Genomic DNA, 26,843 nt, shown 5'->3' with positions numbered 1-26,843 from the left:
AGGACCAAGTGCTTCATCCGATACTCGCCGTTCAAGAAGCTTCCGGATCAGCCGATAGCCAAGGGACAGCGCTACCGGCCGTTCGTCAGTTCCGCAGAGACCAGATGGGCGAATCGGGCAACCCGGCATCACCCGGCATCCGGCGAGACCACTCAGGATGTCCTCGACCCCGAGCCTGGGGCGCCCGCCTTCCCTGTCGCTTCTGCCTGCTGCACGATGATGCTCACGAGCAGTTCCGGCTCCGCGTCCAGCAGTCCGCAGAGGAAGTCGTCCGGATGCAACACCTCGATCGCATATGGTGCGACGGCGTGGTCCGGAAAGTCACGAAGATTGGCCGTGACGATCGCCTCCGCGTCGGCCGCGACAGCGGCAGCGAGCACATGGCGATCCTTCGGATCGTTGGCCATCTCGGTGATCAGCTGCTCATATCCCGAGACCATCGCCTTCGGGAAGTGCTCCCGCATGACCTCGATGCGGCGATCGGCCTTGCCAGCGCGAACCGAGGGCGGAAGGTTCCGCCGCACCTCGTCAAGGATGGCGCGTGACCAAACGGGGCGATACAGGTCCTGCTCAGCACAGCGCAGCAGGGTGTCGGCAAGCACACTGGGCACGAGAACGCAGGCGTCCAGCACCGCTACGATCATCAGATTCCGTTCACGCGCCGAGCTGATCATCTGACGGTTGGCGGCCACGCCTGATCGCTTCGTCGTAGACGCCCATGTCGATCGCGTCTGCGGTCAACTCGTCCAGCGCCTCGCGGCGCGCCCTCGACCGCCGCTCCTTGTATGCAAGCACGTCATGCAGTGCGACCCGACGACTGGAGTTTGGCCGGGTGTAGGGCAACATCCCGTCGTTCATCAGCTTGACCACCGTCGGCCTGGTCACGCCGAGAATCGCGGCAGCTTCTCCGGTCGATAGTTCGACGTTCTCCGCCATGACCCGGACCGGCCGCCCGCGACCGAGGATCGACACGACTTCGGCGAGAGCCTCACCCACCACCGGCGGCACTTCGACCGGCTCCGCCCCGTCGACGATGAGTTGCAGTCGCCGCCCACGGAGCGGCCGCCGAGCGAAAAGCCTCAGCTCCTCACCGTCGGGCTCCAGCCCTCCCGAAGGCACCACCGTCACAAGATCCTCCAGCCAGGCCGTGTCCCGCTTCCAGCATACCCGCCAAAACGAAAGAAACGATAGTTCGCCCCTACGACGTCACGGCGCTGCACACCGAAGCTGGCACGCCACGGTCTCCCGGCCGTCGACTGGGACCGCGCCGCCATCATCGACCCCTCGATCCTGCACGGGGAGGTCGAGCCCCGCTGGTACGACAGCCGGCAGCTGGGCGACCTGTGCACGTACTACGAAGTCGAGCTGACAAACGCTCATGACGCTTCGAGTGACGCGCGCGCGGCGGTCGACATGGCGGTATCGATCGCGGCTCGTCATGAACGGATCGCCCGACTGCGCCCTGACGCTCTGCATCAGGCGCAGATCAAGTGGTACGCCGAGCAGAAGCGTGAACTCCAGGCCTTTTTCGACCGGCAGGGCCGCGACGAGACAGTGAGCCTGGAGTGGCCTCTCGAGACCAGGCGACGCGGATAGCTCAACTCCCACCACCGCGGTCAGCAACGATAGCCCGGTGACGAGGGTCAGGTCGGGCGGCGGCCGGCGAAGCCGCAGTCGGCGCGGTGGTACCAGCGCACGTCGGTGTCCCCCTCCAGCCAGCACCAGAGGACCGGCCGGCCCTCGCGCTCGCCGGGGAAGTCGAGCAGCACCGGCGCCACGCCCTTGACCTCGATGCCGTGCTGCCGCAGCTCGTCGAGGATCGCGTACAGCCGGGCCTCCAGGCCCTTGACCTCGGGCCGGCCCCCTAGCGCGCTGACACCGTGGGCGGCCAGGTCGGTCTGCAACTCGGCCAGGTCGGCCCGGACCCGGATCAGCTCGTCGACGCGAGGGCGCAGGGTAGCCACCAGGTGTCGGGCCTGGGCGAGTGTGAACACCGCGTCAGTATGGCACCGGGCCGGCCTCACTCCGCCTGGGCGGCCAGCTCCCGGGCCCGGTCGCGGGCCGCTTCCAGGGCGGCCAGCAACGCCGCGCGTACGCCGTGATTCTCCAGCTCGCGGATGGCGGAGATGGTGGTACCGGCGGGCGAGGTGACCGCCTCGCGCAGCTTCACCGGATGTTCGCCGGAGTCGCGCAGCATCACCGCCGAGCCGATCGCGGTCTGCACGATCAGGTCGTGCGCCACCTGGCGGGGCAGGCCGAGCAGGATGCCCGCGTCGGTCATCGCCTCGACCAGGAGGTAGAAGTAGGCCGGGCCGGAGCCGGAGAGCGCGGTCACCGCGTCCTGCTGGCTCTCCGGCACCCGGATCGTCGCGCCCAGCGGCTTGAACAACTCCTCGGCCAACGCCAGGTGCTCGCCAGTGGCGTGCACCCCGGCGGAGATGGCGGTCATCGCCTGGTCCACCAGGGCGGGGGTGTTGGTCATGACGCGGACCACCGGGGTGCCCTCCGGCAGCCGGCGGCTGAAGAAGTTGCTGGGCAGACCGGCGCAGAGCGAGATCACCAGCTTGTCGGCCGGCACCTTCGGGCCGATCTCGTCGAGCAGCGCCGCCGCGTCCTGCGGCTTGACCGCGACGGCCAGCACCTCGGCCTCGCCGACCGCGGTCAGATTGTCCACCACCCGTACGCCGTACCGGGCGGTCAACTCCGCGGCCCGCGCCGGCCGGCGGGCGGTGGCCAGCAGCCGGTCCACCGGCCAGCCCGAGCGCAACAGCCCGGAGAGCATCAGCTCCCCGATCTTGCCCGCGCCGATCACCGCGACCGTGTGCCCACCGCTCACCATGCCGCGAACTCCTCTCACTCCTGCACGCCCCACCAGGCCCGCACCACTCGCACCGCGCCGGGTCCAGGGACATCGTCGCGATCGGAGATCCGTCAGCGACGCTGTGACCTGGACCCGGCGGGAGCGGAGCGGATGGCGCGGGCGCGGCAGGAGCGGTGCGGGTCAGCTGCCGAAGAAGACCTCGGCCTCGGCGTAGCGCTCCAGCGGAACGGTCTTCAGCTCGCGGGTGGCGTCGGCGAGTGGAACCCGGACGATGTCGGTGCTCTGCATCGCGACCATCTTGCCCCAGTCGCCCTCGTGCGCGGCGTCGATCGCCTGCAGGCCGAGCCGGGTGGCGAGCACCCGGTCGAAGGCGCTCGGGGTGCCGCCGCGCTGGATGTGCCCGAGCACGACCGTGCGGGCCTCCTTGCCGGTCTTGGCCTCCAACTGCTCGGCCAGCCACTGGCCGATGCCGCCGAGGCGGACGTGACCGAACGAGTCGACCTCCTGGTTCTGCAGGACCATCTGCCCGTCGAGCGGGTGGGCGCCCTCGGCGACCACGACGATCGGGGCGTACTGGTGCTGGAAGCGCTTCTCGACGTAGCCAGCCACCTGCTCGATGTCGAACTTCCGCTCGGGCAGCAGGATCACGTTGGCGCCGCCGGCCAGGCCGGCGTGCAGGGCGATCCAGCCGGCGTGCCGGCCCATCACCTCGACCACCAGGGTGCGATGGTGGCTCTCGGCGGTGGTGTGCAGCCGGTCGATCGCCTCCATGGCGATGTTGACCGCGGTGTCGAAGCCGAAGGTGTAGTCGGTGGCGCCGAGGTCGTTGTCGATGGTCTTCGGCACGCCGACGACCTTGACGTCCAGCTCGTGCAGCTTGGTGGCGACGCCGAGGGTGTCCTCACCGCCGATCGCGATGAGCGCGTCGACGCCCTGCGCGGCCAGGTTCTCCTTGATCCGCTCGACGCCGTTCTCGATCTTGAAGGGGTTGGTCCGGGAGGAGCCGAGAATCGTGCCGCCGCGCGGCAGGATTCCCCGGACCTCCGGGATGCCCAGCGGGCGGGAGATCCCCTCCAGCGGCCCCTTCCAGCCCTCTCGGAACCCCACGAACTCATGGCCGTAGTTGGCGACGCCCTTGCGGACCACCGCCCGGATGACCGCGTTGAGACCCGGGCAGTCGCCGCCGCCGGTGAGCACGCCGATACGCATGATTCGCTCATCCTCCTGGGGAGCATCTGGTCAAGCCCGATCAAGCCCCAGGATACGTGTCAGGTCAGACCATCGGCGCCGTTGCCGGCCCGGGGCGGGCCGCCACTGCGACTGTAGTCGGCGCCGTCGGATGCCCGACACCGCGCCCCACCTCTACCCGCCAGTAGCCGACCCCCGCTCCCCGCGCACCGACGCTGCGCCTCCGGCACCACCCGACCCGCGCCCGCCGCCGCCCGCGCCCGCGCCGCCGCCCGCACCGATGCCCGCGCTCGCCGCCCGCACCGATCTTGTTAATAGGGGGCCCTTCCTCTACCGCAGGCGTTAAAAGGGGGCCCTTCCTTTCACCCGGCGGTGAGGGCGCGCCAGCGGGCGAGGTTGTGTCGGGCGTCGACCAGGGCGTCGTGCCGGGCCGAGGCGGCGTTGGGCAGCCGCGGACGGCCCCGGTCATCCCACAGCTGCCGCAGCTCCTTGGTGAACCGGGGGATCTCCCGGGGCAGCGCCGGCATAGCGCCCCACAGCTGCGCCAACGCCACATGGTCGTACGCCGCGTACCAGGCCCACAGCTCCAGTTCCTCGCCGGGCCGGTCCCGGATCGGCTCGACCAGGAAGTCGTACAGCTCGTCGCGGATGCGCTCCCGGGACCGCCAGGCGCGGTCGGCCGGCGAGGGCAGCTTGTCCAGCACGTTCCGGCGCACCCAGGGCACCGCCCGGGTCGCGTCGAACTCGGTGGAGACCGCGTAGAACTCGCGGCCGTGCTCGTCGACGACGCCGATCGACACCAGCTCGACGGTCCGGCCGTCCTCGATGAACTCGCAGTCGTAGAAGTAGCGGTAGGCCATCTCCGCCATCCTCGCCCACGCCGAGGTGGGCGGAACGGGCGGGGCATGGTGGCCGGGAGCGCTTCCAGTGCGCCCGTCCGGGTGGCGTTCGCAGCTGAAGTGGTCACGGAAGCGATTTGAGGGGTGTACAGCACGCGACCGGAGCGTCATGATCTGATGTGTACGCTGCCGGACGCCGAACGGATGTCAGATCACCTCGTCAGGGGCCGTCAGGCTCACCCGGTGAGCGAGTTGGGGTCCTAGACCGGGGAGGGGTGGGGCCGTGGAGATGCGCCTGCCGGAGCCGGGCGACGCGCTCACGGGTGTCGAGATGTTCGCCGGGTTGGAGCCCGAGGTCCGCCAGCGGGTGATCGCCGCCGCGGTGCCTCGGACGTACCGTAAGGGTCAGTTGCTGTTCGTGGAGAACGACCCGGGCGAATCGTTGATCGTGCTGCGGCGCGGCGCGGTGGCGGTGTTCCGCACCGCGCCGACCGGCGAGCGGGCGGTGTTGTCGGTGATCCGCCCGCCCGATGTGCTCGGCGAGGTCTCCCTGCTGGACGCCTCCACCCGGTCCGCCTCGGCCGAGGCGATCGAGGACTGCACCGCCCTCGCCCTGTCCCGGGGCGCCTTCATGGAGCTGGTGCACTCAAATCCGCGCATCCTCGACGCGGTGATGCGCTCGCTCGGCGCGCTCATCCGCCGGCTGACCGAGCAGAACGCCGACCACGTCTTCCTCGACCTACCCGGCCGGGTGGCCAAGACGCTGGTCCGGCTCGCCGGCGAGAGCCAGGCCCCGATGATCACCATCGAGCTGAACCAGAGCCAGCTCGCCGAGATGGCCGGTGGTTCCCGGCAGAGCGTCAACCAGGCGATCGGGTCGTTCGCCAACCGGGGTTGGCTGCGTACCGAGGGCCGCCGGATCGTGGTCACCGACGTGCCGGCGCTGCGCCGCCGCGCCGGGATGAACGAACGCTGACAAGCCGCGCGGGGGCCGGGGCGCTGGCGCGCCTCGACCCCCGCCTGGTACGCCGTGGTCAGGGCTTGGTGCTGCCCGGTCCGACCCATTCGGTGCCGCCCGGTCCGACCCACTCGCTGCCGTCCTTGCCGCCACCACCACCGGAGCCGGCCTGTTCGCTGACGATGCCCTGCGCCTGGAGGGCGGCCAGCGTGGCGGCGTCGACGTCGACGGAGTCACCGGCCAGGTGGGTGACCCCGCTGCCGTCGGTCCACTCCTTCTGCAGCATGACGTAGACCATGAAACTGTCCCCCTGATCAGTAATCGACGAATGGCCGCCTGAATCTAGCCGTTATCGCGGGATCGGTGGAGGCTGGTGCAGTGTCCACAAGCCAACAGCCCAGTACCCGACACTGTGCTGGTCAGGGATACTCGCCTCGGGCGCCTGTGGGCGTGGGGCCCGGCCAGTGGAGGGTGTCATCGCCGCGCGATGTGACCGCTGTGGACGCACCGCCGCCGACGGCGACCGCTTTTGCGGTGGCTGCGGGGCGGAGCTCAGCTCGGTCTGCCCGCACTGCCTGCGGCCGCTCGCCGCGGACGTGGCCTTCTGCACCGCCTGCGGCGCTGCCCGACCGGGCAGCGGCCGACCGGCGGCCACCCCCCAGGAGGACCGCCGCCGGGTCAGTGTGCTCTTCGTCGACCTGATCGACTTCACCCCGTACGTCGAGCGGGCCGACCCGGAGCTGGTCCGGGGCATGCAGACCGGCTTCTTCTCGGCGGCCCGGCGGGTGGTCGGGCAGTACGGCGGGGTGGTCGAGAAGTACATCGGCGACGCGGTGATGGCGTTGTTCGGCGCGCCGGTGGCCACCGAGACCGACGCGCTGCGCTGCGTGCGGGCCGGGCTGGAGCTGCAGCGGGTGTTGACCCGGTTCACCCCGACCGGCACCGACGGGCTGCGTTTCCGGGTCGGCGTGGCCACCGGGGAGGCGCTGGTGGACGTGGCCGCCGCGCGCGACGGCGGGCAGGCGATCGTCGCCGGCGACGTGGTGAACACCGCCTCCCGGTTGCAGTCCGTGGCGCCGCCCGGCGGGGTGCTGGTCGACGGCGCCACGCACGCGCTGACCCGGGACACCATCCGGTACGACGAGCAGCCCCCGGTCACCCTGCGCGGCCGTTCGGCGCCGACCGAGGTGTGGCTGGCCCTGTCCGCGGTACGCCAGCAGCCCACCGACCGGGAGCCGGACGCCACCCCGCTGATCGACCGCGAGCACGAGCTGGGCATGCTGGTCAACGCCCTGCACCGCTGCCTGCGCGACCGCCGGCCGCAGGTGGTGACCGTCTTCGGCCGGGCCGGCATCGGCAAGAGCCGGCTGATCCGCGAGCTGCACCGGCACACCGGCCGGCTGGTCGACGAGCCGCTGACCTGGCGCACCGGACGGTGCCCGCCGTTCGGTGAGAACGTCACGTTCGCCGCGCTGGCCGACATCGTGAAGGCCGAGGCGGGCATCCTGGACACCGACCCGGCCGCCAGCGCCGCGCAGCGGCTCACCACGGCCGTCGGCGAGTTGGTCGGCCCCGCCGAGCGGGACCGGGTGACCGACGCCCTGCGTCCGCTGGTCGGCCTGCCCGGCACGCCGTTGCCCGCCGAGGAGGCGGAGTCGGCCTGGCGCCGGTTCCTGCTGGCGCTGGCGGCCCGCCGCCCCACCGTGCTGGCCTTCGAGGACCTGCACTGGGCCGACGACGCGATGCTGCGATTCGTGGAGCTGCTCGGCGCGGCGGCCCGGGACGTACCGCTGCTGTTGCTGTGCACCGCGCGTCCCGAGCTGGTCGAGCGGGATCCGAGCTGGGCCGGCACCATAACCGGTTCGGTGACCATAACGCTGCCCCCGCTGCGGGACACCGGCATCGCCGCCCTCTACGCGCACATGTTCGGCCAGGCCGCGTTCGCCGCCGACCTGTTGACCCCGCTGATCGAGGTGGCCGGCGGCAACCCGCTCTACGCCCACGAGTACGTCCGGATGCTGATCGAGCAGGGTGCGCTGCGCCAGTCCGGGCGGGGCTGGTCGCTGGAGAAGCAGCTGGACCTGCCGATGCCGGAGAGCGTGCACGCGGTCATCGCCAACCGGGTCGACCTGCTCGACGCGAAGGACCGGGCGGTGCTGCTGGCCGCGGCGGTGGTCGGGGTGCAGTTCTGGCCCGGTGCGGTGGCCGCCGCGGTCGGGCAACCGGTCGAGTCGGTGGAGCGGGCCCTGCGCCGGTTGGAGCAACGGGACTTCGTCCACGAACAGGGCGCCTCCAGCATGGCCGGGCAGCCGGAGTACCGGTTCCGGCACGTGCTGGTGCGCGACGTGTGCTACCAGCGGCTGCCGCGTACCGAGCGGGTGGCCCGGCACGAGCGGACGGCCGACTGGCTGGACACGCTCTCGCAGAGCCGGGACACCGACCTGGCCGAGGTGCTGGCGCACCACCGCTGGGCGGCGCACGAGATCGCCCGGTCGCTGGGCATGGCGACCGGCCGCTACGCCGGGCCGGCACGCGCCGCGCTGCACCGGGCGGCCCGCCGGGCGTACGCGCTGCACGGGCTGGACGCCGCCGCCGGTCACGCCGCCCGGGCGCTCGGCCTGGCCGACGAGAGCGACCCGGTGGGCCGGCTCCAGTTGGAGCTGCTCAGCACGGAGATCTCGTTCCACCGCGACGGCAACGCGTTTCTCTCCGGTGGCGGGTCGGAGCAGCTGCGGGCGCTGGCCGACCGGCTGCTGGCGTACGGCGACGAGGCGTGTGCGGCGCGGGCCTGGACGCTGCTCGGCCAGGCGGCGTGGCTGCGGGCCGACCGGCAGGCCGCGCTCGCCTGCCTGGATCGCGCCGTGCAGCTGTTCGAGCCGCTGCCGGACAGCGCGCAGAAGGCGGACGCCTACGCCGAGCTGGGCCGGTTGCACATGCTCAACTACGAGCGGGATCCGGCGGTGGCGGCGGCGGATACGGCCGTGGAGATCGCCGAGCGGCTGGGGTTGACCGAGACCGGGACCAACGCCCGGATCACCGCGGCGACCGCCCGCTACCAGGCCGGCGACCGGTCCGGTCTGGACGAGCTGTACCGCATCGTCGAATTCGCCCGGGCCCGACAGCTGCTCGCGCTGCCCCGGGCGATCCAGAACCTGTCGTACGCGATCTGCGAGGAGGGCGACTCGCTGCGCGCCGACGCCCTGCTGTCGGCTGCCCCGGCCCGCGCCGCGAGTGGGCAGACGTTGACCACCGGCTACTCCGCCGAGGCGCTGCGGTCCTGGTTCGCGGGCGAGTTCGGCCGCTTCCTGGCCGCCGCCGACGCGTTCGTGGACACTCCGTCCGGCAGCTGGGACATGCAGGTACGCGGCCTGCGCGCGGTCCTGCTGCTGCTGCGCGGCCAACCGGTCCCGTCGGCCGGGACTCCGTCTGCTGCCATGGAGGCCGGCGTTCCGCCGCCGAGCGACGACGTGGCCGACGCACTGGACACCGCCCGGCGCAGCGGCTTCCACCGGGTGCACTGGACCATGCTGGCGATCGGCGCGCTCTGCCGGGCCCTGCAGGGGCACACCGACGAGGCCGCCGCCCTGATCGACGAACTGGCCGAAGCGTGGAGCGCGGTGCCGGCACTGGCCAGCGGCGAGTGGATCGCCGCCGCCAGTTGGGCGGCCACCCTCGCCGGGCGCAAACCGGCCGCCCGGGTCCGCGCCATGCTCGACCAGGTCGGCCACCGTACGCCCTGGTCGGAGGCGGCGCTGCGGACCGTGACCGGCGCGCTGACCGGTGCCGGCGGCGACCACCGCCACGCTGCCGACCTGTTCCTGACCGCCGCCGAGACGTACGCCGGGATCCCCTCCCTGACCGACCGGATGCTGGCGCTGGCCCTCGCGGCCCGGGAGCAGGACTCGGCCGGTGATCCGTCCCGGGCCGACGCGCTGCTGGCCGAGGTACGCGCCTTCGCCCACCGCAACGCCGCCCCCGGCCTGCTCGCCCTGGCCCATCCAGTCACCGACGACACCCAACGCCTCGCCGGCTGACGGACACAACAAGAGGGTCAGCCATGATTGATCTTGGCGGTCCGTAGGTCATCGCTTCTGGAACATCACAGACACCAAATCGGCGACAACTTCGATAGCCCAATCAAGCTGGGCGCACTCGAACCTCTCCCTACAGGATGAGCAGGCACCAGGCTCCCAGATCTTGTCCAGGGCACGTGCCCAATGAGCATCAAGAGTCCGCATAGCGGCGATGACTACCGATGATCTTGTGTGCGGTTCATCTATCCACGCCGGCCACCGCGAGGCGACCGGCCGATCAGCCTGAGAGGTTCTTACCCGGCACCGTCGCGCAGGATGCCGCAACTCGTGGTCTGCGCACGAGATGCCGCAACTCGCGGCCACAGCGGGCCCGAATACCCCGACATACCGCAACTCGCGCCGCCCACCAAGCACTGCGTCACCAGGCCTTGAACCCCAACCTCGCTACCACCACCTACTGCCGGACTCTCTTAATCAAAAATTGGCGCCACTTTCGGCGTCGTCCTCAACCAACCCTGGTTCATGGGCAAACTCGCCACCAAAAGCACCTTCGGACACACCGGCTTCACCGGCACCTCGCTACTCGTCCACCCCACCCGCAAGCTGGTCCTGGTCCTGCTCAGCAACCGCGCCCACCCCAACTGGAGCTGGGCCAACCCCGACCCCATCCGCGTCGCCGTGGCCAACCTGCTCACCTGACCAACGGCCGGCGCGGCGGGCGGCGACCGGGCGCCTCGGCGTACGCCGCGCCACAAGGCACTCCCCGAACCTGCCTCGGACGTGTCACGATTCAGAGCACGGCGTGCGGGGGCGCGTCGACGGGGCTGGACGCGGGGCGCGCCGCCAGCGGCGCGATGAGGAGGGTGGTCCGGTGTCAGCGGGTGGGGCCCGCCGGGGACGGCGGGACAACGGGCTCGACGCGAGCGAGTACGCCGTCGCCGGCGATGTCGATCCGCGGGTCGGCGAGCATCTGCTCGACGTGCTGGCCGCCGGCGGCATCGCCGCCTATCTGCAACCCTCGGCGGACCTGAACCCGGTCACCCGCACCACCACCGTGCCGGCCCGTCCGGTCGACCGGCTCTACGTGGATCGTTCGCACCTGAGCACCGCCCGCGACTACCTCAGCCAGCTGGCCGACGAGACGGATTCCGGGCGAGCCGTCGAGGAACCGGACATCGATGCCGAGTGGGCCCGGATCGTCGCCGGTTTCCACGCCTCGCCCGGGCCGGGCGAGCATCCCTGGCCGGCGGCGGAGGACGTGGACGACCCGGTCGACCGGGGCGGCGGCACGGCCACCGCTGTCCGGCCGGGCGCCGATGCCCCCGCCCGAGCGGGGACGAGCCGGCCGGGCCGACCGCGACCGATGTGCGCCGCCTGCCGTACGCGGCCGACATCTCCGGCGTGTCGGTGGGGCGCGGTCCCCGCGACGGTGACGGGCCGTCGCTGCTGGACGGCCTGGACACCTTCGGCACCGACCTGCCCGACGACCCCGACGCGGAGGAGCGGTACGTCCCACCGCCGCCCCCACCGCTGCCCCGGGTGTCGAAGTACGCGGTGGCCGGCGTGCTCGCCGTGGTGGTCGGGTTCGTGCTGTTCCTCTTCCCCGGGCTGCTTCCCGCGGACCGGGGCGTGGTGACGCTGCTCGGCTTCACCGGCATCCTCGCCGGCTTCGTGACGCTGGTGTGGCGGCTGCGCCCCGGCGACGAGGAGCGCGACCCCGACGACGGGGCGGTCGTCTGAGCCACCGCGCGGGGTAGCCGCCCGGATACCGGGACGGGACCCGCCCGCACGGGCGAACGTAACAGTGGTGTAACTTACTGTCAGTAGGAATAGCGCAGCACGTCACGTCCGCCGTCGACTGCCCGGTTGTTCCTTCCTCGCGGCGGTCACACCCCTGCTGATCGGAATGCCCGAGATGCGAGAAAGTTCCCTCGTGGTGGTGGCGAACCGCCTACCCATCGACGACAGTGTGGCGCCGGACGGCGCCTGCGAGTGGCGCCGCAGTCCCGGTGGGCTGGTGAGCGCGCTGCATCCCCTGCTGCGGCACACCCCGGCGACCTGGGTCGGCTGGGCCGGCGGGACGGGTCCGGCACCCGACCTGCCCGACGTCGACGGCGTCCGGATGCGCAGCGTGCCCCTCAGCTGCGACGACCTGCGCGACCACTACGAGGGCTTCGCCAACGCGACGCTCTGGCCGATCTATCACGACGCCGTCGAGCAACCGCAGCACCACCGGCGCTGGTGGGACGCGTACCAGCGGGTCAACCAGCGGTTCGCCGAGGCGACCGCGCAGGTGGCCGAGGCCGGCGCGGTGGTCTGGGTGCAGGACTACCACCTGCAGTTGGTGCCGGGGCTGCTCCGCGAGCTGCGCCCCGACCTGCGCATCGGGTTCTTCCTGCACGTGCCGTTCCCGCCGCCGGAGCTGTTCATGCAGCTGCCCCGCCGGGCCGAGCTGCTGCGCGGGATGCTCGGCGCGGACCTGGTCGGTTTCCAGCGGGCCCAGGCCGCGCACAACTTCGCCCAGTTGGTGACGAAGGTGCTGGGGCTGCCGGCCACCGACCGGCGGATCGCGATCGGCGACCGGATGGTGCGCATCGGGGCGTTCCCGGTCTCCATCGACACCGCCGAGATGTCCGCGTTGGCCGGCCGGGCGGACGTGGTCGAGCGGGCCCGCCGGCTGCGCCACGATCTCGGCAGCCCCGACCAGGTGATCCTCAGCGTCGACCGGATGGATTACACCAAGGGCATCGAGCAGCGCCTCAAGGCCTACAGCGAGCTGCTCGAAGGCGGGCACGTCAAGGTCCGCGACACGGTGCTGGTGCAGGTGGCGGTGCCCAGCCGGGAGCGGGTCGGCCAGTACCAGATCCTGCGGGACCGGGTCGAGCGGGAGGTCGGGCGGATCAACGGGGAGTTCGGCCGGGTCGGCGAGCCGGCGATCCACTACCTCACCCAGCCCTTCGACCGCGCCGAGCTGGCCGCCCTCTACCGGGTCGCCGACGTGATGGCGGTGACGCCGCTGCGCGACGGGATGAACCTGGTCGCCAAGGAGTATGTCGCCGCCCGGGTGGACGACGACGGCGCGCTGCTGCTCAGCGAGTTCGCCGGCGCCGCCGCCGAGCTGCCGCAGGCGTACCTGGTCAACCCGCACGACCTGGAAGGGCTCAAGCAGGGGCTGCTCGCCGCGTTGCGGGCCGAACCGGCCGACGTGCGGGCGCGGATGCGGGCCATGCGCGAGCAGCTGCGCGAGCACGACATCCACGCCTGGGCCCGCTCCTACCTGTCCGCGCTGGACCAGGGCGGTTCCCTGCTCACCCGGCTCGGCGGCTGACGACCACCGGCCGGGTCGCAACGCCTCGCCGCGGGCCGGGTCACGGCGATCCGGATCGGATCAGGGCACCTCGCCGCGGATCAGGACGCCTCGCCGCGGATCAGGGCACCTCGCCGCGGGTCGGGTCCTTGACCAGCCAGTCGAGGATGGCGTCGATCGGCTCCCGCCATCGGGCGTCGAGCATCAGGTCGTGCCCCATGCCGGGAAAGAGCAGCGGCGCCGAACCGTACCGCCGGGCCGCGCGGGTCAGCGCCGACGCGGGCACCACCCGGTCGTCCGGGCTGCCCAGCACCAGCACCGGCGGCCGGCCCACCGCCGGCTCCGGGTCGGCGCCGGTGAGCAGCTGCCACTGGGCCCGCCGGGCGGCCCGGCCGAGCCGGGCCGCGTGCCGACGGGCGTCGGCGTCGGGCGTCTCGCGGCTGAACAGCTGCCGGCGGCTCAGGCGCAGCCCGCCGCCGAACACCGCCGGCAGGGTGCCGAGCGGGTTGCGGCGCAGCGCGGCGCCGAACGTCGCCCAGCCGCCGAGCACCGGCGCGACCAGCACCGCCGCCCGGGCCGGGTAGCGGGCCAGGGCGTGCGCGACCACCAGGGCCCCGGCGCCGTGCCCCACCAGCACCGCCTGGCGCGGCAGGCCCGCCGCCACCTGGACCACGTCGTGCGCGTACGCCCGCAACGTCGCCTCCGGCGCCGGCTCACTGCCGCCGTGCCCGCGCAGGCTCACCGCGTACGCCGGGAAACCCCGGGCGGCCGTGTGCCCGAGCCAGTGTTCGGCGTACGCCCAGGCACCGTGCCCGAAGCCGGGTACGAACAGCAGCGGCGGCTGCCCCTCCTCCAGCTCGGGCAGGACGCTGAGCACCTCGCGCCGGACCGGGCGGACCGGCCGGGCCCACTCCCAGCCCCGGAGCATTCGCACCCGCTCACCGTTCACTTGGCGCCCTCCAGGTCGTGCAGCGCACGCTCCAGCGCGCGCAGGTAGTCGGCGTGGCCGACCTCGAACCAGTGCCGGGTCGAGTCCTTGACCGGCCCCGAGTAGCGCTCGCCGGCGCCGGAGCGGACCCGGGCGGCGAAGGCGGCGGCCCGCTCCGGCCGGGTGGCGCGCAGCCGCAGCAGCCGGGCGAAGAGCACGGCCTGCCAGTGCACCAGGGGGAACAGGCCCGAGTCCGGCTGGAGCAGGCCGGCCACCGCGAGCGTGGGATGCTCCGGCACGAAGGCGTTGAGCCACAGCCGGGGCCGGCCCACACCCTCGTCGTCGCCGAGGACCTTCGCCTCGAGGAACTCGAAGCGCGGCAGGTAGCCGGTGGCGAAGACGACCAGCTCCGGGTCGATCCGCCGGCCGTCGGCCAGCTCCACCGAGTGGGACTCGAAGCGCGCGACGTCCGGCACCGGGGTGATCGCACCGTGCCCGACGTGGTAGACGAGCTGGCTGTTGGCGATCGGGTGCGTCTCGTACACCCGGTGGTCGGGCTTGGGCAGGCCGAAGCGGGTCAGGTCGCCGACGGTCAGCCGCAGCGTGCGGTGGTAGAGCCACTGCCGCAGCCGCAGCGGCACCCGCAACGCCAGCAGGGTGTCGTTGACCTGGTCGGCCGGGCGACCGAGCACGTACTTCGGGGCGTACCAGTAGCCCCGACGGGTGGAGTGCCAGCAGCGGGAGGCCTGCTGCGCGGCCTCCACCGCGATGTCGCAACCGGTGTTGCCGGCCCCCACCACCAGCACCCGCTTGCCGCGCAGCTGCGCCGGGTCCTTGTAGGAGGAGGCGTGCATGACCTCGCCCCGGAACTGCTCCAGCCCCTCGTAGCGGGGCAGCTTCGGCGACCAGTTGTGCCCGTTGGCGATCAGCACGGCGGCGTACCGGGAGGTGCGTTCGGGGCCGTAGCCGCCGGTGCTGCGGGTGGTCACGTCCCACCGGTCGTCGGCGACCGGCTCGACGCGCACCACCTCGGTGCCGAACCAGATGTGCCGGCGCAGGTCGAAGTGGTCGGCGTACCGCTCGAAATAGGAGAGCAGCTGGCTGTGGTGCGGGTAGTCCGGCCAGTCGTCGGGCATCGGGAAGTCGGGGAACTGGGTAAACGGCCGCGACGAGATCAGGTGGGTGCTGGCGTAGACCGGGCTGCGGTCGTGCCGCCAGTTCCAGGCGCCGCCGACGCCGGTCTCCCGCTCGTAGCAGTCGACACCGAAGCCGTGCTCGACGAGGTTCTTGATCGCGGTCAGGCCGCTGGCTCCGGCGCCGATGACACAGATGGTGTCGCCCCGGTCGGAGACCGGGCGGCCGTCGCGGCTGTGGGCGAGCGCGGTCGTCTCCGGGTCGGGTCGTCCGTGCTCGGTGGGGGTGGGCACCGGGGATCTCCTTCGTCTCGGCACGAGTGCCGGGTCGGGCGAAATCCTTCCGACAACGGCGCGGGATGTCCAGCCCGGTGGCCGGCGGGTCGTCAGGCGTCGGTGGGCAGCCGCAGGTCGACCAGGACCGGGAAGTGGTCGCTGGCCCGGCGGGTCAGCGGGGTGTCCAGCACGTCGTAGTCGACGACCGTGATCCGCGGGTCGACGAAGAGCGCGTCGATGCGTCGCCGGGGATCCGCGCAGGAGTAGGTGAGTCGGTCGGCCCGGTCGGCCGCCACCGCCGCGTCGGTCAGCCGGCGGGCGACGACCGTCCAGGCCGCTGCGCCCGGCTCCTCGTTGAGGTCGGCCGCGGCGATCACCGGGTGGGCCGCCGCTTCGAGGTCGCGTTTGAACAGCTCGGCCTGGCCGGGCCGCTCGGCCGGATCGGTGGACAGGTGCGAGCCGGCCACCGTGAACCGCGCGGCGGCGTCCACCACGCAGTCGGCGTACGCGGCGCCGCGCAGGTGCCGGCCGGGGGTGAGCGGGAAGCGCCGGCACCGGGTGCCGGTGACCCGCACCCGCAGGCTGGTCAGCAGCAGGTTGCCCAGCGACGGCAGCCCACCGGCGGCAACGACCAGGCCGAAGGAGGCGGCCAGCGTGGCCGACTTCGTCCGCCAGCGGAACCGACGCGGCCCCTCCTGGACGATCACCACGTCCGGCGAGACCCCACGGACCACCTCGGCCAGCGCGGCGGTGTCGTCGCGCTGGCCGTGGACGTTGTAGGACAGCACCCGCAACGGCACGCCGGGGTGGGTCACCGCTACAGCCGCTGGGCCAGGTCGGCCGCGCCGATCACTCCGGCGGAGTTGCCCAGCTCGGCCGGGCGGATCTCGCCCACCGGCAGCCGGCAGCGCTGGGCGAGCGCCTCGGTGAACGACCGGCGGGTCGGCCCCATCAGCAGGTCACCGGCGTCGATGACGCCACCGCCGACGACCAGGACCTGCGGGTCCAGGATCTGCGCCATGTCCGCCAGGCTGGTGCCGAGCCAGCGCCCGACCTGGGCGAACGCCTCGCCGGAGACCGGGTCGCCATCCTTGGCCGCGGCCGTCACCATGGGTCCGGTGATCGCCTCGGCCTCGCCGTCGGCCAACGCCAGCAGCGTCGTGGCGCGGTGTGGTTCCTGTCGGGCGGCGGCGCGGGCGAAGCGGACCAGGGCGCTGCCGCTGGCGTACTGCTCGATGCAGCCGAGCCGGCCGCAGCCGCACTGGTGCCCGTCCGGGACGGTGAGCATGTGGCCCAGTTCGGCCGCGATGCCGTTGGCTCCCCGGACCAGTTCGCCGCCGAGCACGATGCCACCGCCGACGCCGGTGCCGATGGTGAACATGACCATCGAATCGTCGGCGTGCCGGGCGGCGCCGTAGCGGAACTCCGCCCAGGCGGCCACGTTGCCGTCGTTCTCGACGATGACCGGCAGCCCGACGGCCGCGCTGACGTACGCCCGCAGCGGCTCGTCCCGCCAGGCCAGGTTCGGCGCGAAGAGCACCGTGGAGCGGCTGGCGTCGATCCAGCCCGCCGCGCCGATGCCGACCGCCTGGATCTCGTGCCCGGTGGCCAGTTCGGTGACCAGCTCGATGATGACGTCGCGGGTCTTGCCCACGTCTTCGGCGGGGGTGTCCCGGCGGGCCTGCACGAGAACCCTGCCGGTGTCGTCGACGACACCGCCGGCCACCTTCGTGCCACCCACGTCGACTCCGATGGTCAGCGTCACCGCTGCCACTCCCCTCTGCTGTGCCACCCGCCCGCGCCGGCGCTGGCCGATGCGGCGGGTCGTCCGTGGTCAGGCTCCGTCGCCTGGTACGCCCTGCTGCCCGGCGCCGGGCAGCGTCGGCCCGTCCGGCGCGGGTTCTCTTTCCGGTGCGGGCTCGCCGTCGGGCACCCGTGCCGCGGGCACCACCTGGCGGCCGGCGGGCGTGACCGGCCCGGCGGCGTCGACGGGCGCGGCGGGGTTCTCCGGCGACCGGGTCGCGGCCGACCAGACGTCCCGCTCCGGTGCCGGCTGAGAATCATGCCCGGTGCGGGTCGCCTCGCGCCAGACGTGGTCGCTGTCCGGACCCGCGCCGGAGCCACCCGAGGGCTCGGTCGAGGGCTCGGCGGCGTGCTGTGCGGCGGGCCCGGCTGGGGCCTCCGCAGCGGGCTCGGCGGGGGCGAAGGCGCGCAGGAAGCTCGCGAGTCCGGCGGCCAGATCGCCCGCGCCGGTGGCCAGTCGCTCGGCGAATTCCGGGCTCGGGTCGCGCAGGGCGGCGATTCCCCGGCACACCGGGCAGACACAGCACTCCGCCGTGCCGGTGGCGAAACCGGCCCCCGACGAGCCGGTGGGTGCCCCGGAGGCGCCGCCGTGACCGAGGACACCGGTCACCATCGGGCCGAGCGATCCCCACGGGCCGGCGTCGCGGTCGGCGGCGGCCAGTCGCACGGTGGCCAGCACTGTGGCGACCAGCCGCTCCGCCTCTTCCCGGGCGGAGCCCGGATCCGTTGCACCCATGCTGGGCTCCTCTACCCCGGCGACCGGGTCGCCGGACCCGTCACTGCGCCGCATCGGGTGTTTCTACCCGGCGCTTGAGCTGCTTCAGCGCGGCATCCATGATCATTTTTTCGGCCTTGCGGCGGAACATTCCGAGCATCCCGACCGCGAGCTCCACCTCCAGGGTGTAGGTCACGGTGGTGCCGCCGTCGGCATTGGCCGCCAGATCGTACGAGCCGCGCTGGGCCTTCTGCATCTTCGAGGGGGCCACCAGGTGCCACTCGATGCGGGTCAGGTCCTCGGCGTAGGAGTACGCCAGCACGTACTCGTCCGCCAGTACACCGGCGTCGAGGACGAATCGAACCTGGCTGGCATAGCCGTCCTCGTACTCCTCGACGACCGTGGCCGCGCGGACCGCGTCGGTCCACTCCGGGTAGCTCGGGAAGTCGCAGATGACCGCCGCGACCCGGTCCGGTGCCGCGCCGATGATGATCGACTGGGTGGAGGAGTCCGCCATGTGGGGGAGGCTACCCGTCTGGCGGGCGCCCGCGCTGCGCGCCGCCCACCTGCAATGCCGTTCGACCGGTGGGGCGGGTAGGTTTCGACAGGAGCCGCCCGGAGAGGCGGCCGCGACCCGGCCAGAGCGAGCACGAGGGAGTGCAGGTGCGCGAGTTCTCCGTCCCACCGATCGTCACCGTCGGCGATTCGGCCAACCTCACCGACCCGGTCTGGGAGAACGCCGAGGCCGCGCCGGACGCGGTGCAGTTCACCCGCCGGGACGCGGCGGGCGGCTGGGTGAACGTGACCTGCCGGCAGTTCCGCGACGAGGTGGTGGCGGTCGCCCGCGGCCTGGTGGCCGCCGGCGTGCGGCCGGGTGACCGGGTCGCGCTGATGAGCCGGACCCGCTACGAGTGGACCCTGGTCGACTACGCCATCTGGGCGGCCGGCGCGGTCACCGTGCCCATCTACGAGACCTCCAGCGCCGAGCAGGCCGCCTGGATCCTGGCCGACTCCGGCGCGGTGGCCGCCGTGGTGGAGAGCACCGCGCACGCCGCCCTGGTGGCCGGCGTCCGCGACCGGCTGCCCGACCTGGCCCACCTGTGGCAGATCGACCTGGGCGGGGTCGACGAGATCGTGACCGCCGGCGCGGCGGTGGAGCCCGCCGAGATCGAGCGGCGGCGCGCGGCGCTGCGCTCGTCGGATGTCGCCACCATCATCTACACCAGCGGTACCACCGGTCGGCCCAAGGGTTGCGTGCTGACCCACCGCAACATGTACGCCGACATCGCCAACGCGGTACCGGTGCTGCCCAACCTGTTCGGGCCGAACGCGTCGACCCTGCTGTTCCTGCCGCTGGCGCACGCCTTCGCCCGGCTCATCCAGATCGGCGTGGTGCAGGCCCGGGCCACCATGGCGCACTGCCCCGACCCCAAGCAGCTGATCGCCGAGTTGCAGGAGGTCAAGCCGACCTTCGTGCTCTCGGTGCCCCGGGTCTTCGAGAAGGTCTACAACGGCGCCAAGCAGAAGGCCGAGGCCACTGGCAAGGGCAAGATCTTCGCTCGCGCCGAGGCGGTCGCCATCGCCTACAGCGAGGCGTTGGAGACCTCCGCCGGGCCGGGCCTGGCCCTGCGCGCCCAGCACGCGCTCTTCGACCGGCTGGTCTACGGCAAGCTGCGGGCCGCGCTCGGCGGCCGGTGCCGCGACGCGATCTCCGGTGGCGCGCCGCTCGGCGCCCGGTTGGGGCACTTCTTCCGCGGCATCGGGGTGACCGTCTACGAGGGGTACGGGCTCACCGAGACCTCCCCCGCCGCCTCGGCGAACCTGCCGGAGTTCATCCGGATCGGCACGGTCGGCCGGCCGCTGCCCGGCGTCACCATCCGGATCGCCGACGACGGCGAGGTCCTCATCTCCGGCGACCTCATCTTCCAGGGGTACTGGCGCAACGAGGCGGCCACCGCCGAGGCGATCAGCGCCGACGGCTGGTTCCGCACCGGTGACCTCGGCTCGCTCGACGGGGATGGGTACCTGACCATCACCGGCCGGAAGAAGGAGATCATCGTGACGGCCGCCGGCAAGAACGTCGCCCCGGCCGTGCTGGAGGACCAGGTCCGGGCGCACCAGATGGTCAGCCAGTGCGTCGTGGTCGGCGACCGGCAGCCGTTCATCGCCGCGCTGGTCACCCTGGACGAGGAGGCCCTCCCGGCCTGGCTGGCGGCGGCCGGTCTGCCAGCCGACACCGGGGTCGAGACGCTGCGCGAGCACGAGGGACTGCGGGCGGAGATCCAGGCCGCCGTCGACCGCGCCAACGCGTTGGTCTCCCACGCCGAAGCGATCAAGGTGTTCCGGATCCTGCCCCGGGACTTCACCGAGGCCACCGGCGAGCTGACCCCGTCGATGAAGGTCAAACGGCAGGTCGTGCAGAAGACGTACGCGGCGGAAATCGCCGATATCTACGGCGGCTGACTACCATCCGTCACGTGTCCGCCTCGACTTCGGCCCTGGCCCGCTCTCACCCGCTCGCCGCGGCGGCGCGGGTGGTCGTGCTGGCGCTGATCGCCGTACTGACCCTGCTCGCCACCCACGACCTGGCCCAGCTCTGGTGGATCGTCCTGCTGGCGGTCGCCGGGCTGCCCGCGGCGCTGGCACCGCAGCACCGGCTGATCGGCCCGCTCAGCCGGGTGGCCGAGGTGGTCGTGCTCGGCCTGGCGGCGAGTCAGGTCGCCGCGGTCGCCACCATCGGCGGTCACATCGGCGGGCTCGGTGCCCTCGCGGTGCTGCCGTACCTCGTGCTCCCGGTGACCGTCACCGCGCTGCGGCGCCGCTTCCGCGAGGGCGCGGTGTTGATCGCGGTCGTCGCCGGCACGCTGCTGGTCGCCGGGGCGCTCACCGAGGTCGGCGGGGTACGGCAACTGAGCCAGCCGGGTTACCTCGCGGTCTGCGCCCAGTGGCTGATCCTGGCCGCGCTCGGACTGTCCGCGGCGCGCACCCTGCACCAGGTGATGCTCGTCCGGCACGAGGCCAAACCCCAGCCGTACGCGGAGGCGACCCGGCTGCTGACCCAACTACGCACGGTGGCCCGGCAGCTGCCCGGCGCGACCCTCGACCCCGGCGGGATCTCCGAGCACCTGCTGGAGGAGCTGCGCACGGTGGCCCGCACCGACCGCGGGGCGGTGCTCTCCGCCAGCGGCGGCGGGCGGCTGGTGGTGCTCGCCCAGCTCGGCGCGGACCGGGTCGACTGGGAGACCACGCTCGACGCCGACTCGGCCATCGCCGACGCCTGGGCCAGCCAGCAGCCGCAGACCGCCGCCCGCTCGCAGTCCCGCTCGCACTCCGGTGGAGAGGTCTCGGCGCTGATCGTGCCGTTGGTCGCCGGGGTGCGCACGGTCGGTCTGGTGGTGCTGGAGGCGGACGCCGCACAGGCGTACCCGTCACCGGTGGTGGCCCAGGTGACCGCGCTGACCGGCCCGGCGGCGCTGCGCCTGGAGGCCGCGCTGCTCTTCGACGAGGTGCGGTCGCTGGCCACCAACGAGGAGCGGCAACGGCTGGCCCGGGAGATCCACGACGGGGTGGCCCAGGAACTGGTGATGGTCGGCTACGGGATCGACAACGCCCTGGCCACCGTGCACGACGACGCCGAGGAGACCGCCGAGGCGCTGCGTACGCTGCGGCAGGAGGTCACCCGGGTGATCACCGAGCTGCGGTTGAGCCTGTTCGAGCTGCGCAGCGAGGTGGACCGGCACGGCGGCCTGGCCGCCGCGATCGCCGAGTACGCCCGTACGGTCGGCGCCTCCGGCGGGCTGCGGGTGCACCTGTCGCTGGACGAGTCCACCGCCCGGCTCCCCGCCGCCACCGAGGCCGAGTTGCTGCGCATCGCCCAGGAGGCGGTGACCAACGCGCGCAAGCACGCCGGAGCAGCCAATCTCTGGGTCACCTGCGAGGTCGATCCGCCGTACGCGCAGATCGAAGTGTCGGATGACGGTCACGGCATAGGTGACCAGCGCTCGGAGGGGCACTATGGTCTTGCGATCATGGCCGAGAGAGCGGAACGTATCCGGGGCCGGTTGGAGATCAGACCGCGGCAGCCGAGCGGCACGACCGTTGCGGTGGTGGTCGGCTCCTCACCCCGGCGCGATAACGTTCGTGGTAGCGCCGCCGCAGCTGTAGAAGGGGAGTAACCCGAGGATGACCACAAGTCCGACACCGGCCACCCGCACCAAGGTCCTCCTGGTCGACGATCACGACTTGATCCGTAAGGGCCTGCGGCACGCCTTCGAGCGCGACCGGCAGTTCGAGGTCGTCGGCGAGGCGGCCACCGCGGCGGAGGGCGTACGGCAGGCCGGCGCGTTGCAGCCGGACGTGGTGATCATGGACTTGCGGCTGCCCGACGGCAGTGGCCTGGAGGCCACCCGGGCGCTGCGCAAGTCGAGCGTGTCGATGGGCATCGTGGTGCTCACCATGTACGCCGGCGACGACCAGCTCTTCGGCGCGCTGGAGGCCGGGGCGAGCGCGTTCGTGCCGAAGACCGCGCCGGCCGACGAGGTCGTCGCCGCCGCCCGGCACGCGGCCTCCTCCCCCAGCGCCTTCACCGCCGCCGACCTGGCCGAGGCGATGAAGCGCCGGCTCGCCCCGTCCGGACCCCAGCTCTCCCCCCGCGAGGGTCAGGTGCTGCGGCTGCTCGCCGACGGGATGAGCGTCGCCGGCATCGCCAAGCAGCTGTTCGTCAGCGAGTCGACCGCCAAGACCCACATCTCCAAGCTCTACGAGAAGCTGGGCGCCGCCAACCGGGCCCAGGCACTGATGACCGCGCTGCGGCTCGGTCTGCTCGAGGCCCCCGACGCGCCGAAGTTCTGACGCCACCCGGCGTAACCGCCGACAGAAGATCCGTGCCCGGGACCCACGCGGGCACGGATCTTCCGTGAAGATCTCCGATCGCGCCCTGCGCGCTATGGCCTCGCGGGCGGAAGCGGGGCAGAATACGCGCCGGGGCACGGACGCCCCGGAAGGTACGCGAAGGGGTGGGAGAGCGTTGCAGCGGCCGGACTGGGCACCCGAGACCATCGACGTCGAGCGGCCCAGTGTCGCTCGCATGTACGACTACTACCTCGGCGGTTCGCACAACTTCGCGGTGGACCGCGCGGCGGCCCAGAAGATGGTGGCCGCGGTGCCGGAGGCACCGCTGATGGCCCAGGCCAACCGCGCCTTCCTGCGCCGGGCCGTGCAGCACCTGACCGACGCCGGCATCCGGCAGTTCCTGGACATCGGCTCGGGCATTCCCACGGTCGGCAACGTTCACGAGATCGCCCAGCGACACGCCCCCGACTCCCGGGTGGTCTACGTCGACGTGGACCCGGTCGCGGTGGCGCACAGCCGGGAGATCCTGGCCGGCAACGACGGCGCCACGGTCGTGCAGGAGGACCTGCGCCGGCCCGAACGGATCCTCGCCCATCCGGACGTACGCTCGATGATCGACTTTTCCCAGCCGGTCGCCGTCCTGGTGGTGGCGGTGCTGCACTTCGTCGCCGACGACGACCGGCCGGCCGAGGTGCTGCGCACCCTGCGCGCGGCGCTGGCCCCGGGCAGCTACCTGGTGCTCTCCCAGGCCAGCGACGATGGTCGCGGCGAGGCCGAGCGGGCCGAGGCCGAGCAGGTCTACCGGCGCACCGACAATCCGCTCTGGGTTCGCAGCCGGGCCGAGCTGACCGCCTTCTTCGACGGTTTCGAGCTGGTCGAGCCCGGGGTGGTGTGGGTGCCGCAGTGGCGCCCGGAGAGCCCGGAGAGCGCCGAGGACGCCGAGCGGGCGGTGTTCCTGGGCGGCGTCGGGCGGCTCGGTGGGTGAGTCCCCGGACGCCGCGTCCGGCGGGGCGTTCGCCCGGGCCTGGGCCAAGGCGCTCTGGGGCACCAGCTACCTGCCGATGACCCAGGCCCAACTGGAGGCGCTGCTGCGTCGGCTCACCGACCTGCTGGCGCAGACGCTGCGGGCCGAGCCGCTCGACCTGCGGGTGGGGCACCGGGTGGCCACCGAGCTCGTCGCCGCGCACATCGCCTCCGCCGAGGCGCTCGGCCGCACCCTGGAGGTGATCCAGCTCCGGCTGATCCGCGATCTCGACCTGGCAGCCGACGACATCGCCGACCGGATGGCCCGGCTGATGGCGGCCGTCGCCACCGGATACGCCCGGGCGCTGCGCGACCGCACGCTGGACGAGCAGGAGTCGATTCGGCGGGCCGCGATGACCGCCCGGGCCGAGGCGGAACGGGCGCTGCGCGCCAGCGAGGCCCGTTTCCGGCACCAGGCCACCCACGACCCGCTCACCGACCTGCCCAACCGCACGCTCTTCGCCGAGCGGCTCGCGGCGGCCGTGGACGCCGCGGCGGGCAGTGGCCGCCGGGTCGGCCTGTGCTTCCTCGACCTGGACCGGTTCAAGCGGATCAACGACTCGTACGGTCACCAGATCGGTGATCGGGCGCTGGTCGCGGCGGCGCGACGGGTGAGCCGGGCCGTGGAGCCGCACCTGGTGGCCCGGCTGGGTGGGGACGCCTTCGTGATCCTGGTCGAACGGTCCACCGGCACCGGGGACGTGGTCGCCGTCGCCGAGGCGGCGCTGGCCGCCCTCGCCGAGCCGGTGCTGGTCGACGGGCACGACGTCACGATCACCGGGAGCGTCGGCATCGTGGAACGTCGGGCCGCCGACAGCTCACCGGACGACCTGATGCGAGCCGCCGGCAGCACGCTGAACTGGGCCAAGACCGCCGGCGGCGCCCGGTGGGCCCTGTACGACGCCGAACGCGACGACCGGGAACAGGCCCGCCAGGCGTTGAGCGCGGCGATCCCCACGGGCCTGGAGCGCGGCGAGTTCTTTCTCGACTACCAGCCGCTGGCGTCGCTGCACGACGGTTCGCTGCTCGGGGTCGAGGCGCTGGTGCGCTGGCGTCACCCGCAGCTGGGTGTGCTGCGTCCCGACACCTTCATCGGGCTGGCCGAGGAGACCGGGCTGATCGTGCCGTTGGGCGGCTGGGTGCTCGCCGAGGCGTGCCGGGAGGCGGTCGGCTGGACGGCCGCCACGGCGCAACCGCCGTACGTCAGCGTCAACCTCGCGGTCCGCCAGGTCCGCCGGCCCGGCCTGGTGCAGGAGGTACGCGCGCTGCTGCGGCGCACCGGCCTGCCACCGGACCGGCTCCAGCTGGAAATCACCGAGAGCACCATGATGAGCGGCGCCGAGGAGCCGGTGCGCGCCCTGCGGACCCTGGCCGACCTGGGCGTCCGCATCGCCATCGACGACTTCGGCACCGGCTACAGCAACCTGGCGTACCTGCGGGACCTGCCGGTGACCGAGCTGAAGGTGGCCGGCGAGTTCGTCCGCGGCCTGCGCGCCCCGGAGGCCCCCGACGAACGGATCCTCGCCTCGCTGGTCTCCCTGGCCCACGCCCTGAACCTGACCGTCACCGCCGAGGGGGTGGAGACCGGCGGGCAGGCCGACCGGCTGCGCGCGATCGGCTGCGACGCCGGCCAGGGCTGGCACTTCGGCCGCCCCGCCCCCGCCGAAAACATCCTCGCCCGGGTGAAAGGAAGGGCCCCCTGTTAACGCCTGGTGTATAGGAAGGGCCCCTTTTTAACAACGCCTGCCGCCGGGCGGGGCGACGACGGGCAGTGGTGCGGTGGCGGGCAGTGGGCCGGGGCGGGGCGTGCGGTGGACCGGGGGCGGGGGCGTACGGTGGTTCAGCCGGCCAGGAGGGCGGCCAGCCGCTGCGCCTGGGTCTCCCAGCGCCACTCCCGCTCCACCCAGGCGCGGCCGGCCGCGCCGAACTGCCGGGCCAGGTCCCGATCGGCGAGCAGGGTGGCCACCCGGTCGGCGAGCTGGCCGAGGTCCCGGCCGTTCACCACGTACCCGGTCTCCCCCTCCCGCACCGCGTCGGGGGCGCCGCCGGAGTTGCCGGCCACCACCGGCAGGCCGGTCGCCGACGCCTCCAGGTAGACGATGCCGAGCCCCTCGACGTCCAGGCCCCGGTTGCGGGTCCGGCACGGCATCGCGTACACGTCACCGGCCGCGTAGTGGGCGGGCAACTCGGCCGACGGTACCGAGCCGGTGAAGACCACGTCCCGTTCCACGCCGGACTGCCGGGCCAGCCGGGCCAGGGTGGCCCGGTACGGGCCGCCGCCGACCACCAGCAGCGCGGCGTCGGGAACCCGGCGGCGGATCAGCGGCAGCGCCCGGATCAGCATGTCCTGGCCCTTGCGCGGCACCAGGCGGGACACGCAGACCACCACCGGGCGATCGGCCAGCCCCAGCCGGTGCCGCACGGCTGCGCCGTCGACGCCCGGGTGGTAGAGATCGGTGTCCACGCCGGGCGCGAGCCGACGTAGCTCGGTCACCCCGTCCAGCGCCCGCGCCAGCCGGGTGCGGGTGTACTCCCCCAGGTAGGTGACCACGTCCGTGCCCCGACCGATGCGCCGCAACGCGGCGCGGGCCACCGGCAGCGCCGCCCACCCCACCTCGTGCCCGTGGGTCAGGGCGACCACCCGCCGGATCCCGGCCCGGCGGCGCAGCCCGGTGGCGAGCAGGCCGAGCGGGGCCGCCGCGCCGAACCAGACCGCGTCGCAGTCGTACGCGCGGGCCAGTCGCGCGGCGCGGCGGGCCACCAGCGGCGTGGGCAGCAGCATCCGGGTCCGCTCGCGGACCACCTCGAACGGCTGGTCGGCGTCGAACTTGTCGGCGTCGTGCCAGCTCGACGCGTAGACCACCACCGAGCCGGTCGGCTGGCGTACCGCGAGGTTGTGCACGAACGACTGGATGCCGCCGGGTCGGGGTGGAAAGTCGTTCGTGACCAGCAACGTGCGGCTCATGC

Annotated in this window: 24 protein-coding genes and 1 pseudogene; 10 read left to right on the top strand and 15 right to left on the bottom strand. The window is 72.9% G+C overall.

Annotation, left to right across the window (positions count from 1 at the left end; all coding sequences use genetic code 11):
- Positions 1-152: 152 nt before the first annotated feature.
- The 6 genes from IEY61_RS11615 to IEY61_RS11590 all read right to left on the bottom strand — a co-directional run bounded on the left by IEY61_RS11615 (position 153) and on the right by IEY61_RS11590 (position 4,869).
- Positions 153-692, bottom strand: a complete 540-nt coding sequence (locus IEY61_RS11615) for a PIN domain-containing protein (RefSeq protein WP_189043406.1) — start codon at positions 690-692, stop codon at positions 153-155.
- On the bottom strand, positions 655-1,008 hold the full coding sequence (locus tag IEY61_RS11610) for a helix-turn-helix domain-containing protein (protein WP_189043403.1): 354 nt from the start codon (positions 1,006-1,008) through the stop codon (positions 655-657). Before IEY61_RS11610 ends, IEY61_RS11615 begins: the two co-directional genes overlap by 38 nt.
- A gap of 635 nt (positions 1,009-1,643) precedes the next feature.
- Positions 1,644-1,994, bottom strand: coding sequence for a DUF2203 domain-containing protein (locus IEY61_RS11605; RefSeq protein WP_189043401.1), 351 nt, complete (start codon positions 1,992-1,994; stop codon positions 1,644-1,646).
- A gap of 26 nt (positions 1,995-2,020) precedes the next feature.
- Positions 2,021-2,839 (bottom strand): pyrroline-5-carboxylate reductase, encoded by an 819-nt coding sequence (gene proC / locus IEY61_RS11600; protein ID WP_189043400.1) that lies wholly within the window; start codon positions 2,837-2,839, stop codon positions 2,021-2,023.
- A 162-nt stretch (positions 2,840-3,001) separates the two neighbouring features.
- Positions 3,002-4,030, bottom strand: coding sequence for a 6-phosphofructokinase (locus IEY61_RS11595; RefSeq protein WP_189043398.1), 1,029 nt, complete (start codon positions 4,028-4,030; stop codon positions 3,002-3,004).
- Between the two features lie 341 nt (positions 4,031-4,371).
- Positions 4,372-4,869 (bottom strand): polyadenylate-specific 3'-exoribonuclease AS, encoded by a 498-nt coding sequence (locus IEY61_RS11590; RefSeq protein WP_189043396.1) that lies wholly within the window; start codon positions 4,867-4,869, stop codon positions 4,372-4,374.
- Positions 4,870-5,131: 262 nt separating this feature from the next.
- Here IEY61_RS11590 and IEY61_RS11585 point away from each other — a divergent pair, with 262 nt between their 5' ends.
- Positions 5,132-5,824 carry a Crp/Fnr family transcriptional regulator gene (locus tag IEY61_RS11585; RefSeq protein WP_111219701.1) on the top strand — a complete coding sequence of 231 codons (693 nt, stop codon included), beginning with the start codon at positions 5,132-5,134 and terminating at the stop codon, positions 5,822-5,824.
- A gap of 58 nt (positions 5,825-5,882) precedes the next feature.
- Here IEY61_RS11585 and IEY61_RS11580 read toward each other — a convergent pair whose 3' ends face one another.
- The gene (locus IEY61_RS11580; protein ID WP_229705835.1) at positions 5,883-6,092 is read right to left on the bottom strand and encodes a hypothetical protein; all 210 of its coding nucleotides are present in this window, start codon (positions 6,090-6,092) and stop codon (positions 5,883-5,885) included.
- Positions 6,093-6,270: 178 nt separating this feature from the next.
- Here IEY61_RS11580 and IEY61_RS11575 point away from each other — a divergent pair, with 178 nt between their 5' ends.
- Positions 6,271-9,840: an ATP-binding protein gene (locus tag IEY61_RS11575; RefSeq protein ID WP_189043392.1), complete on the top strand. Its 3,570-nt coding sequence runs from the start codon at positions 6,271-6,273 to the stop codon at positions 9,838-9,840.
- A gap of 480 nt (positions 9,841-10,320) precedes the next feature.
- Positions 10,321-10,539 carry a serine hydrolase gene (locus IEY61_RS11570; protein WP_268240641.1) on the top strand — a complete coding sequence of 73 codons (219 nt, stop codon included), beginning with the start codon at positions 10,321-10,323 and terminating at the stop codon, positions 10,537-10,539.
- Positions 10,540-10,714: 175 nt separating this feature from the next.
- On the opposite strand, the gene IEY61_RS31125 is transcribed toward IEY61_RS11570, so the two are convergent.
- Positions 10,715-10,939, bottom strand: coding sequence for a hypothetical protein (locus tag IEY61_RS31125; protein WP_229705853.1), 225 nt, complete (start codon positions 10,937-10,939; stop codon positions 10,715-10,717).
- Between IEY61_RS31125 and IEY61_RS11565 the strand changes: the two are divergent.
- Together IEY61_RS11565 and IEY61_RS11560 are read left to right on the top strand one after the other, a co-directional pair.
- Positions 10,838-11,580 (top strand): annotated as a pseudogene (locus tag IEY61_RS11565) (DUF308 domain-containing protein). The gene IEY61_RS31125 and the pseudogene IEY61_RS11565 sit on opposite strands and share 102 nt — an antisense overlap.
- Positions 11,581-11,755: 175 nt before the next feature.
- On the top strand, positions 11,756-13,168 hold the full coding sequence (locus tag IEY61_RS11560) for an alpha,alpha-trehalose-phosphate synthase (UDP-forming) (RefSeq protein ID WP_189043391.1): 1,413 nt from the start codon (positions 11,756-11,758) through the stop codon (positions 13,166-13,168).
- A gap of 100 nt (positions 13,169-13,268) precedes the next feature.
- On the opposite strand, the gene IEY61_RS11555 is transcribed toward IEY61_RS11560, so the two are convergent.
- From IEY61_RS11555 to IEY61_RS11530, 6 genes are all read right to left on the bottom strand, one after another.
- Positions 13,269-14,075, bottom strand: coding sequence for an alpha/beta hydrolase (locus tag IEY61_RS11555; RefSeq protein ID WP_189043699.1), 807 nt, complete (start codon positions 14,073-14,075; stop codon positions 13,269-13,271).
- Positions 14,076-14,092: 17 nt separating this feature from the next.
- Positions 14,093-15,502, bottom strand: coding sequence for a flavin-containing monooxygenase (locus IEY61_RS11550; protein WP_189043390.1), 1,410 nt, complete (start codon positions 15,500-15,502; stop codon positions 14,093-14,095).
- Positions 15,503-15,594: 92 nt separating this feature from the next.
- Positions 15,595-16,299: an endonuclease/exonuclease/phosphatase family protein gene (locus IEY61_RS11545; RefSeq protein ID WP_189043389.1), complete on the bottom strand. Its 705-nt coding sequence runs from the start codon at positions 16,297-16,299 to the stop codon at positions 15,595-15,597.
- 2 nt (positions 16,300-16,301) lie between these two features.
- Positions 16,302-17,249 (bottom strand): ROK family glucokinase, encoded by a 948-nt coding sequence (locus IEY61_RS11540; protein WP_189043388.1) that lies wholly within the window; start codon positions 17,247-17,249, stop codon positions 16,302-16,304.
- Positions 17,250-17,318: 69 nt separating this feature from the next.
- Positions 17,319-18,023 carry a hypothetical protein gene (locus IEY61_RS11535; protein WP_229705833.1) on the bottom strand — a complete coding sequence of 235 codons (705 nt, stop codon included), beginning with the start codon at positions 18,021-18,023 and terminating at the stop codon, positions 17,319-17,321.
- 40 nt (positions 18,024-18,063) lie between these two features.
- Positions 18,064-18,519 carry an SRPBCC family protein gene (locus IEY61_RS11530; RefSeq protein WP_189043387.1) on the bottom strand — a complete coding sequence of 152 codons (456 nt, stop codon included), beginning with the start codon at positions 18,517-18,519 and terminating at the stop codon, positions 18,064-18,066.
- 146 nt (positions 18,520-18,665) lie between these two features.
- Between IEY61_RS11530 and IEY61_RS11525 the strand changes: the two genes are divergently transcribed.
- The 5 genes from IEY61_RS11525 to IEY61_RS11505 all read left to right on the top strand — a co-directional run bounded on the left by IEY61_RS11525 (position 18,666) and on the right by IEY61_RS11505 (position 25,582).
- Positions 18,666-20,465 (top strand): AMP-dependent synthetase/ligase, encoded by a 1,800-nt coding sequence (locus IEY61_RS11525; RefSeq protein WP_189043385.1) that lies wholly within the window; start codon positions 18,666-18,668, stop codon positions 20,463-20,465.
- A 14-nt stretch (positions 20,466-20,479) separates the two neighbouring features.
- Complete coding sequence (locus tag IEY61_RS11520; protein WP_189043382.1) at positions 20,480-22,177, top strand: sensor histidine kinase; 1,698 nt, start codon at positions 20,480-20,482, stop codon at positions 22,175-22,177.
- Between the two features lie 7 nt (positions 22,178-22,184).
- Positions 22,185-22,853 carry a response regulator transcription factor gene (locus IEY61_RS11515; protein WP_092382321.1) on the top strand — a complete coding sequence of 223 codons (669 nt, stop codon included), beginning with the start codon at positions 22,185-22,187 and terminating at the stop codon, positions 22,851-22,853.
- Positions 22,854-23,028: 175 nt separating this feature from the next.
- A complete protein-coding gene (locus IEY61_RS11510) occupies positions 23,029-23,838 on the top strand; it encodes an SAM-dependent methyltransferase (RefSeq protein WP_189043380.1) in 810 nt (269 codons plus the stop codon).
- A 76-nt stretch (positions 23,839-23,914) separates the two neighbouring features.
- Positions 23,915-25,582 carry a putative bifunctional diguanylate cyclase/phosphodiesterase gene (locus IEY61_RS11505; RefSeq protein ID WP_229705848.1) on the top strand — a complete coding sequence of 556 codons (1,668 nt, stop codon included), beginning with the start codon at positions 23,915-23,917 and terminating at the stop codon, positions 25,580-25,582.
- Positions 25,583-25,716: 134 nt separating this feature from the next.
- Here the strand turns inward: IEY61_RS11505 and IEY61_RS11500 are convergent, their stop codons facing one another.
- Entirely contained in the window at positions 25,717-26,841 is a 1,125-nt protein-coding gene (locus IEY61_RS11500) for a glycosyltransferase family 4 protein (RefSeq protein WP_189043376.1), read from the bottom strand.
- Positions 26,842-26,843 lie beyond the last annotated feature (2 nt).

This window comes from Micromonospora sonchi (genome assembly GCF_014646235.1).
Taxonomy (GTDB): domain Bacteria; phylum Actinomycetota; class Actinomycetes; order Mycobacteriales; family Micromonosporaceae; genus Micromonospora; species Micromonospora sonchi.
Note: the sequence above shows the minus strand (reverse complement) of the source record. Positions and strands in the feature narration are given on the sequence as shown.

Coding starts and splice junctions, on each gene's coding strand:
- proC (WP_189043400.1), bottom strand. CDS start 2,839: ATGGTGAGCGGTGGGCACACGGTCGCGGTGATCGGCGCGGGCAAGATC.
- IEY61_RS11595 (WP_189043398.1), bottom strand. CDS start 4,030: ATGCGTATCGGCGTGCTCACCGGCGGCGGCGACTGCCCGGGTCTCAAC.
- IEY61_RS11590 (WP_189043396.1), bottom strand. CDS start 4,869: ATGGCCTACCGCTACTTCTACGACTGCGAGTTCATCGAGGACGGCCGG.
- IEY61_RS11580 (WP_229705835.1), bottom strand. CDS start 6,092: ATGCTGCAGAAGGAGTGGACCGACGGCAGCGGGGTCACCCACCTGGCC.
- IEY61_RS11560 (WP_189043391.1), top strand. CDS start 11,756: ATGCGAGAAAGTTCCCTCGTGGTGGTGGCGAACCGCCTACCCATCGAC.
- IEY61_RS11555 (WP_189043699.1), bottom strand. CDS start 14,075: ATGCTCCGGGGCTGGGAGTGGGCCCGGCCGGTCCGCCCGGTCCGGCGC.
- IEY61_RS11535 (WP_229705833.1), bottom strand. CDS start 18,023: ATGGGTGCAACGGATCCGGGCTCCGCCCGGGAAGAGGCGGAGCGGCTG.
- IEY61_RS11530 (WP_189043387.1), bottom strand. CDS start 18,519: ATGGCGGACTCCTCCACCCAGTCGATCATCATCGGCGCGGCACCGGAC.
- IEY61_RS11515 (WP_092382321.1), top strand. CDS start 22,185: ATGACCACAAGTCCGACACCGGCCACCCGCACCAAGGTCCTCCTGGTC.
- IEY61_RS11505 (WP_229705848.1), top strand. CDS start 23,915: ATGACCCAGGCCCAACTGGAGGCGCTGCTGCGTCGGCTCACCGACCTG.
- IEY61_RS11500 (WP_189043376.1), bottom strand. CDS start 26,841: ATGAGCCGCACGTTGCTGGTCACGAACGACTTTCCACCCCGACCCGGC.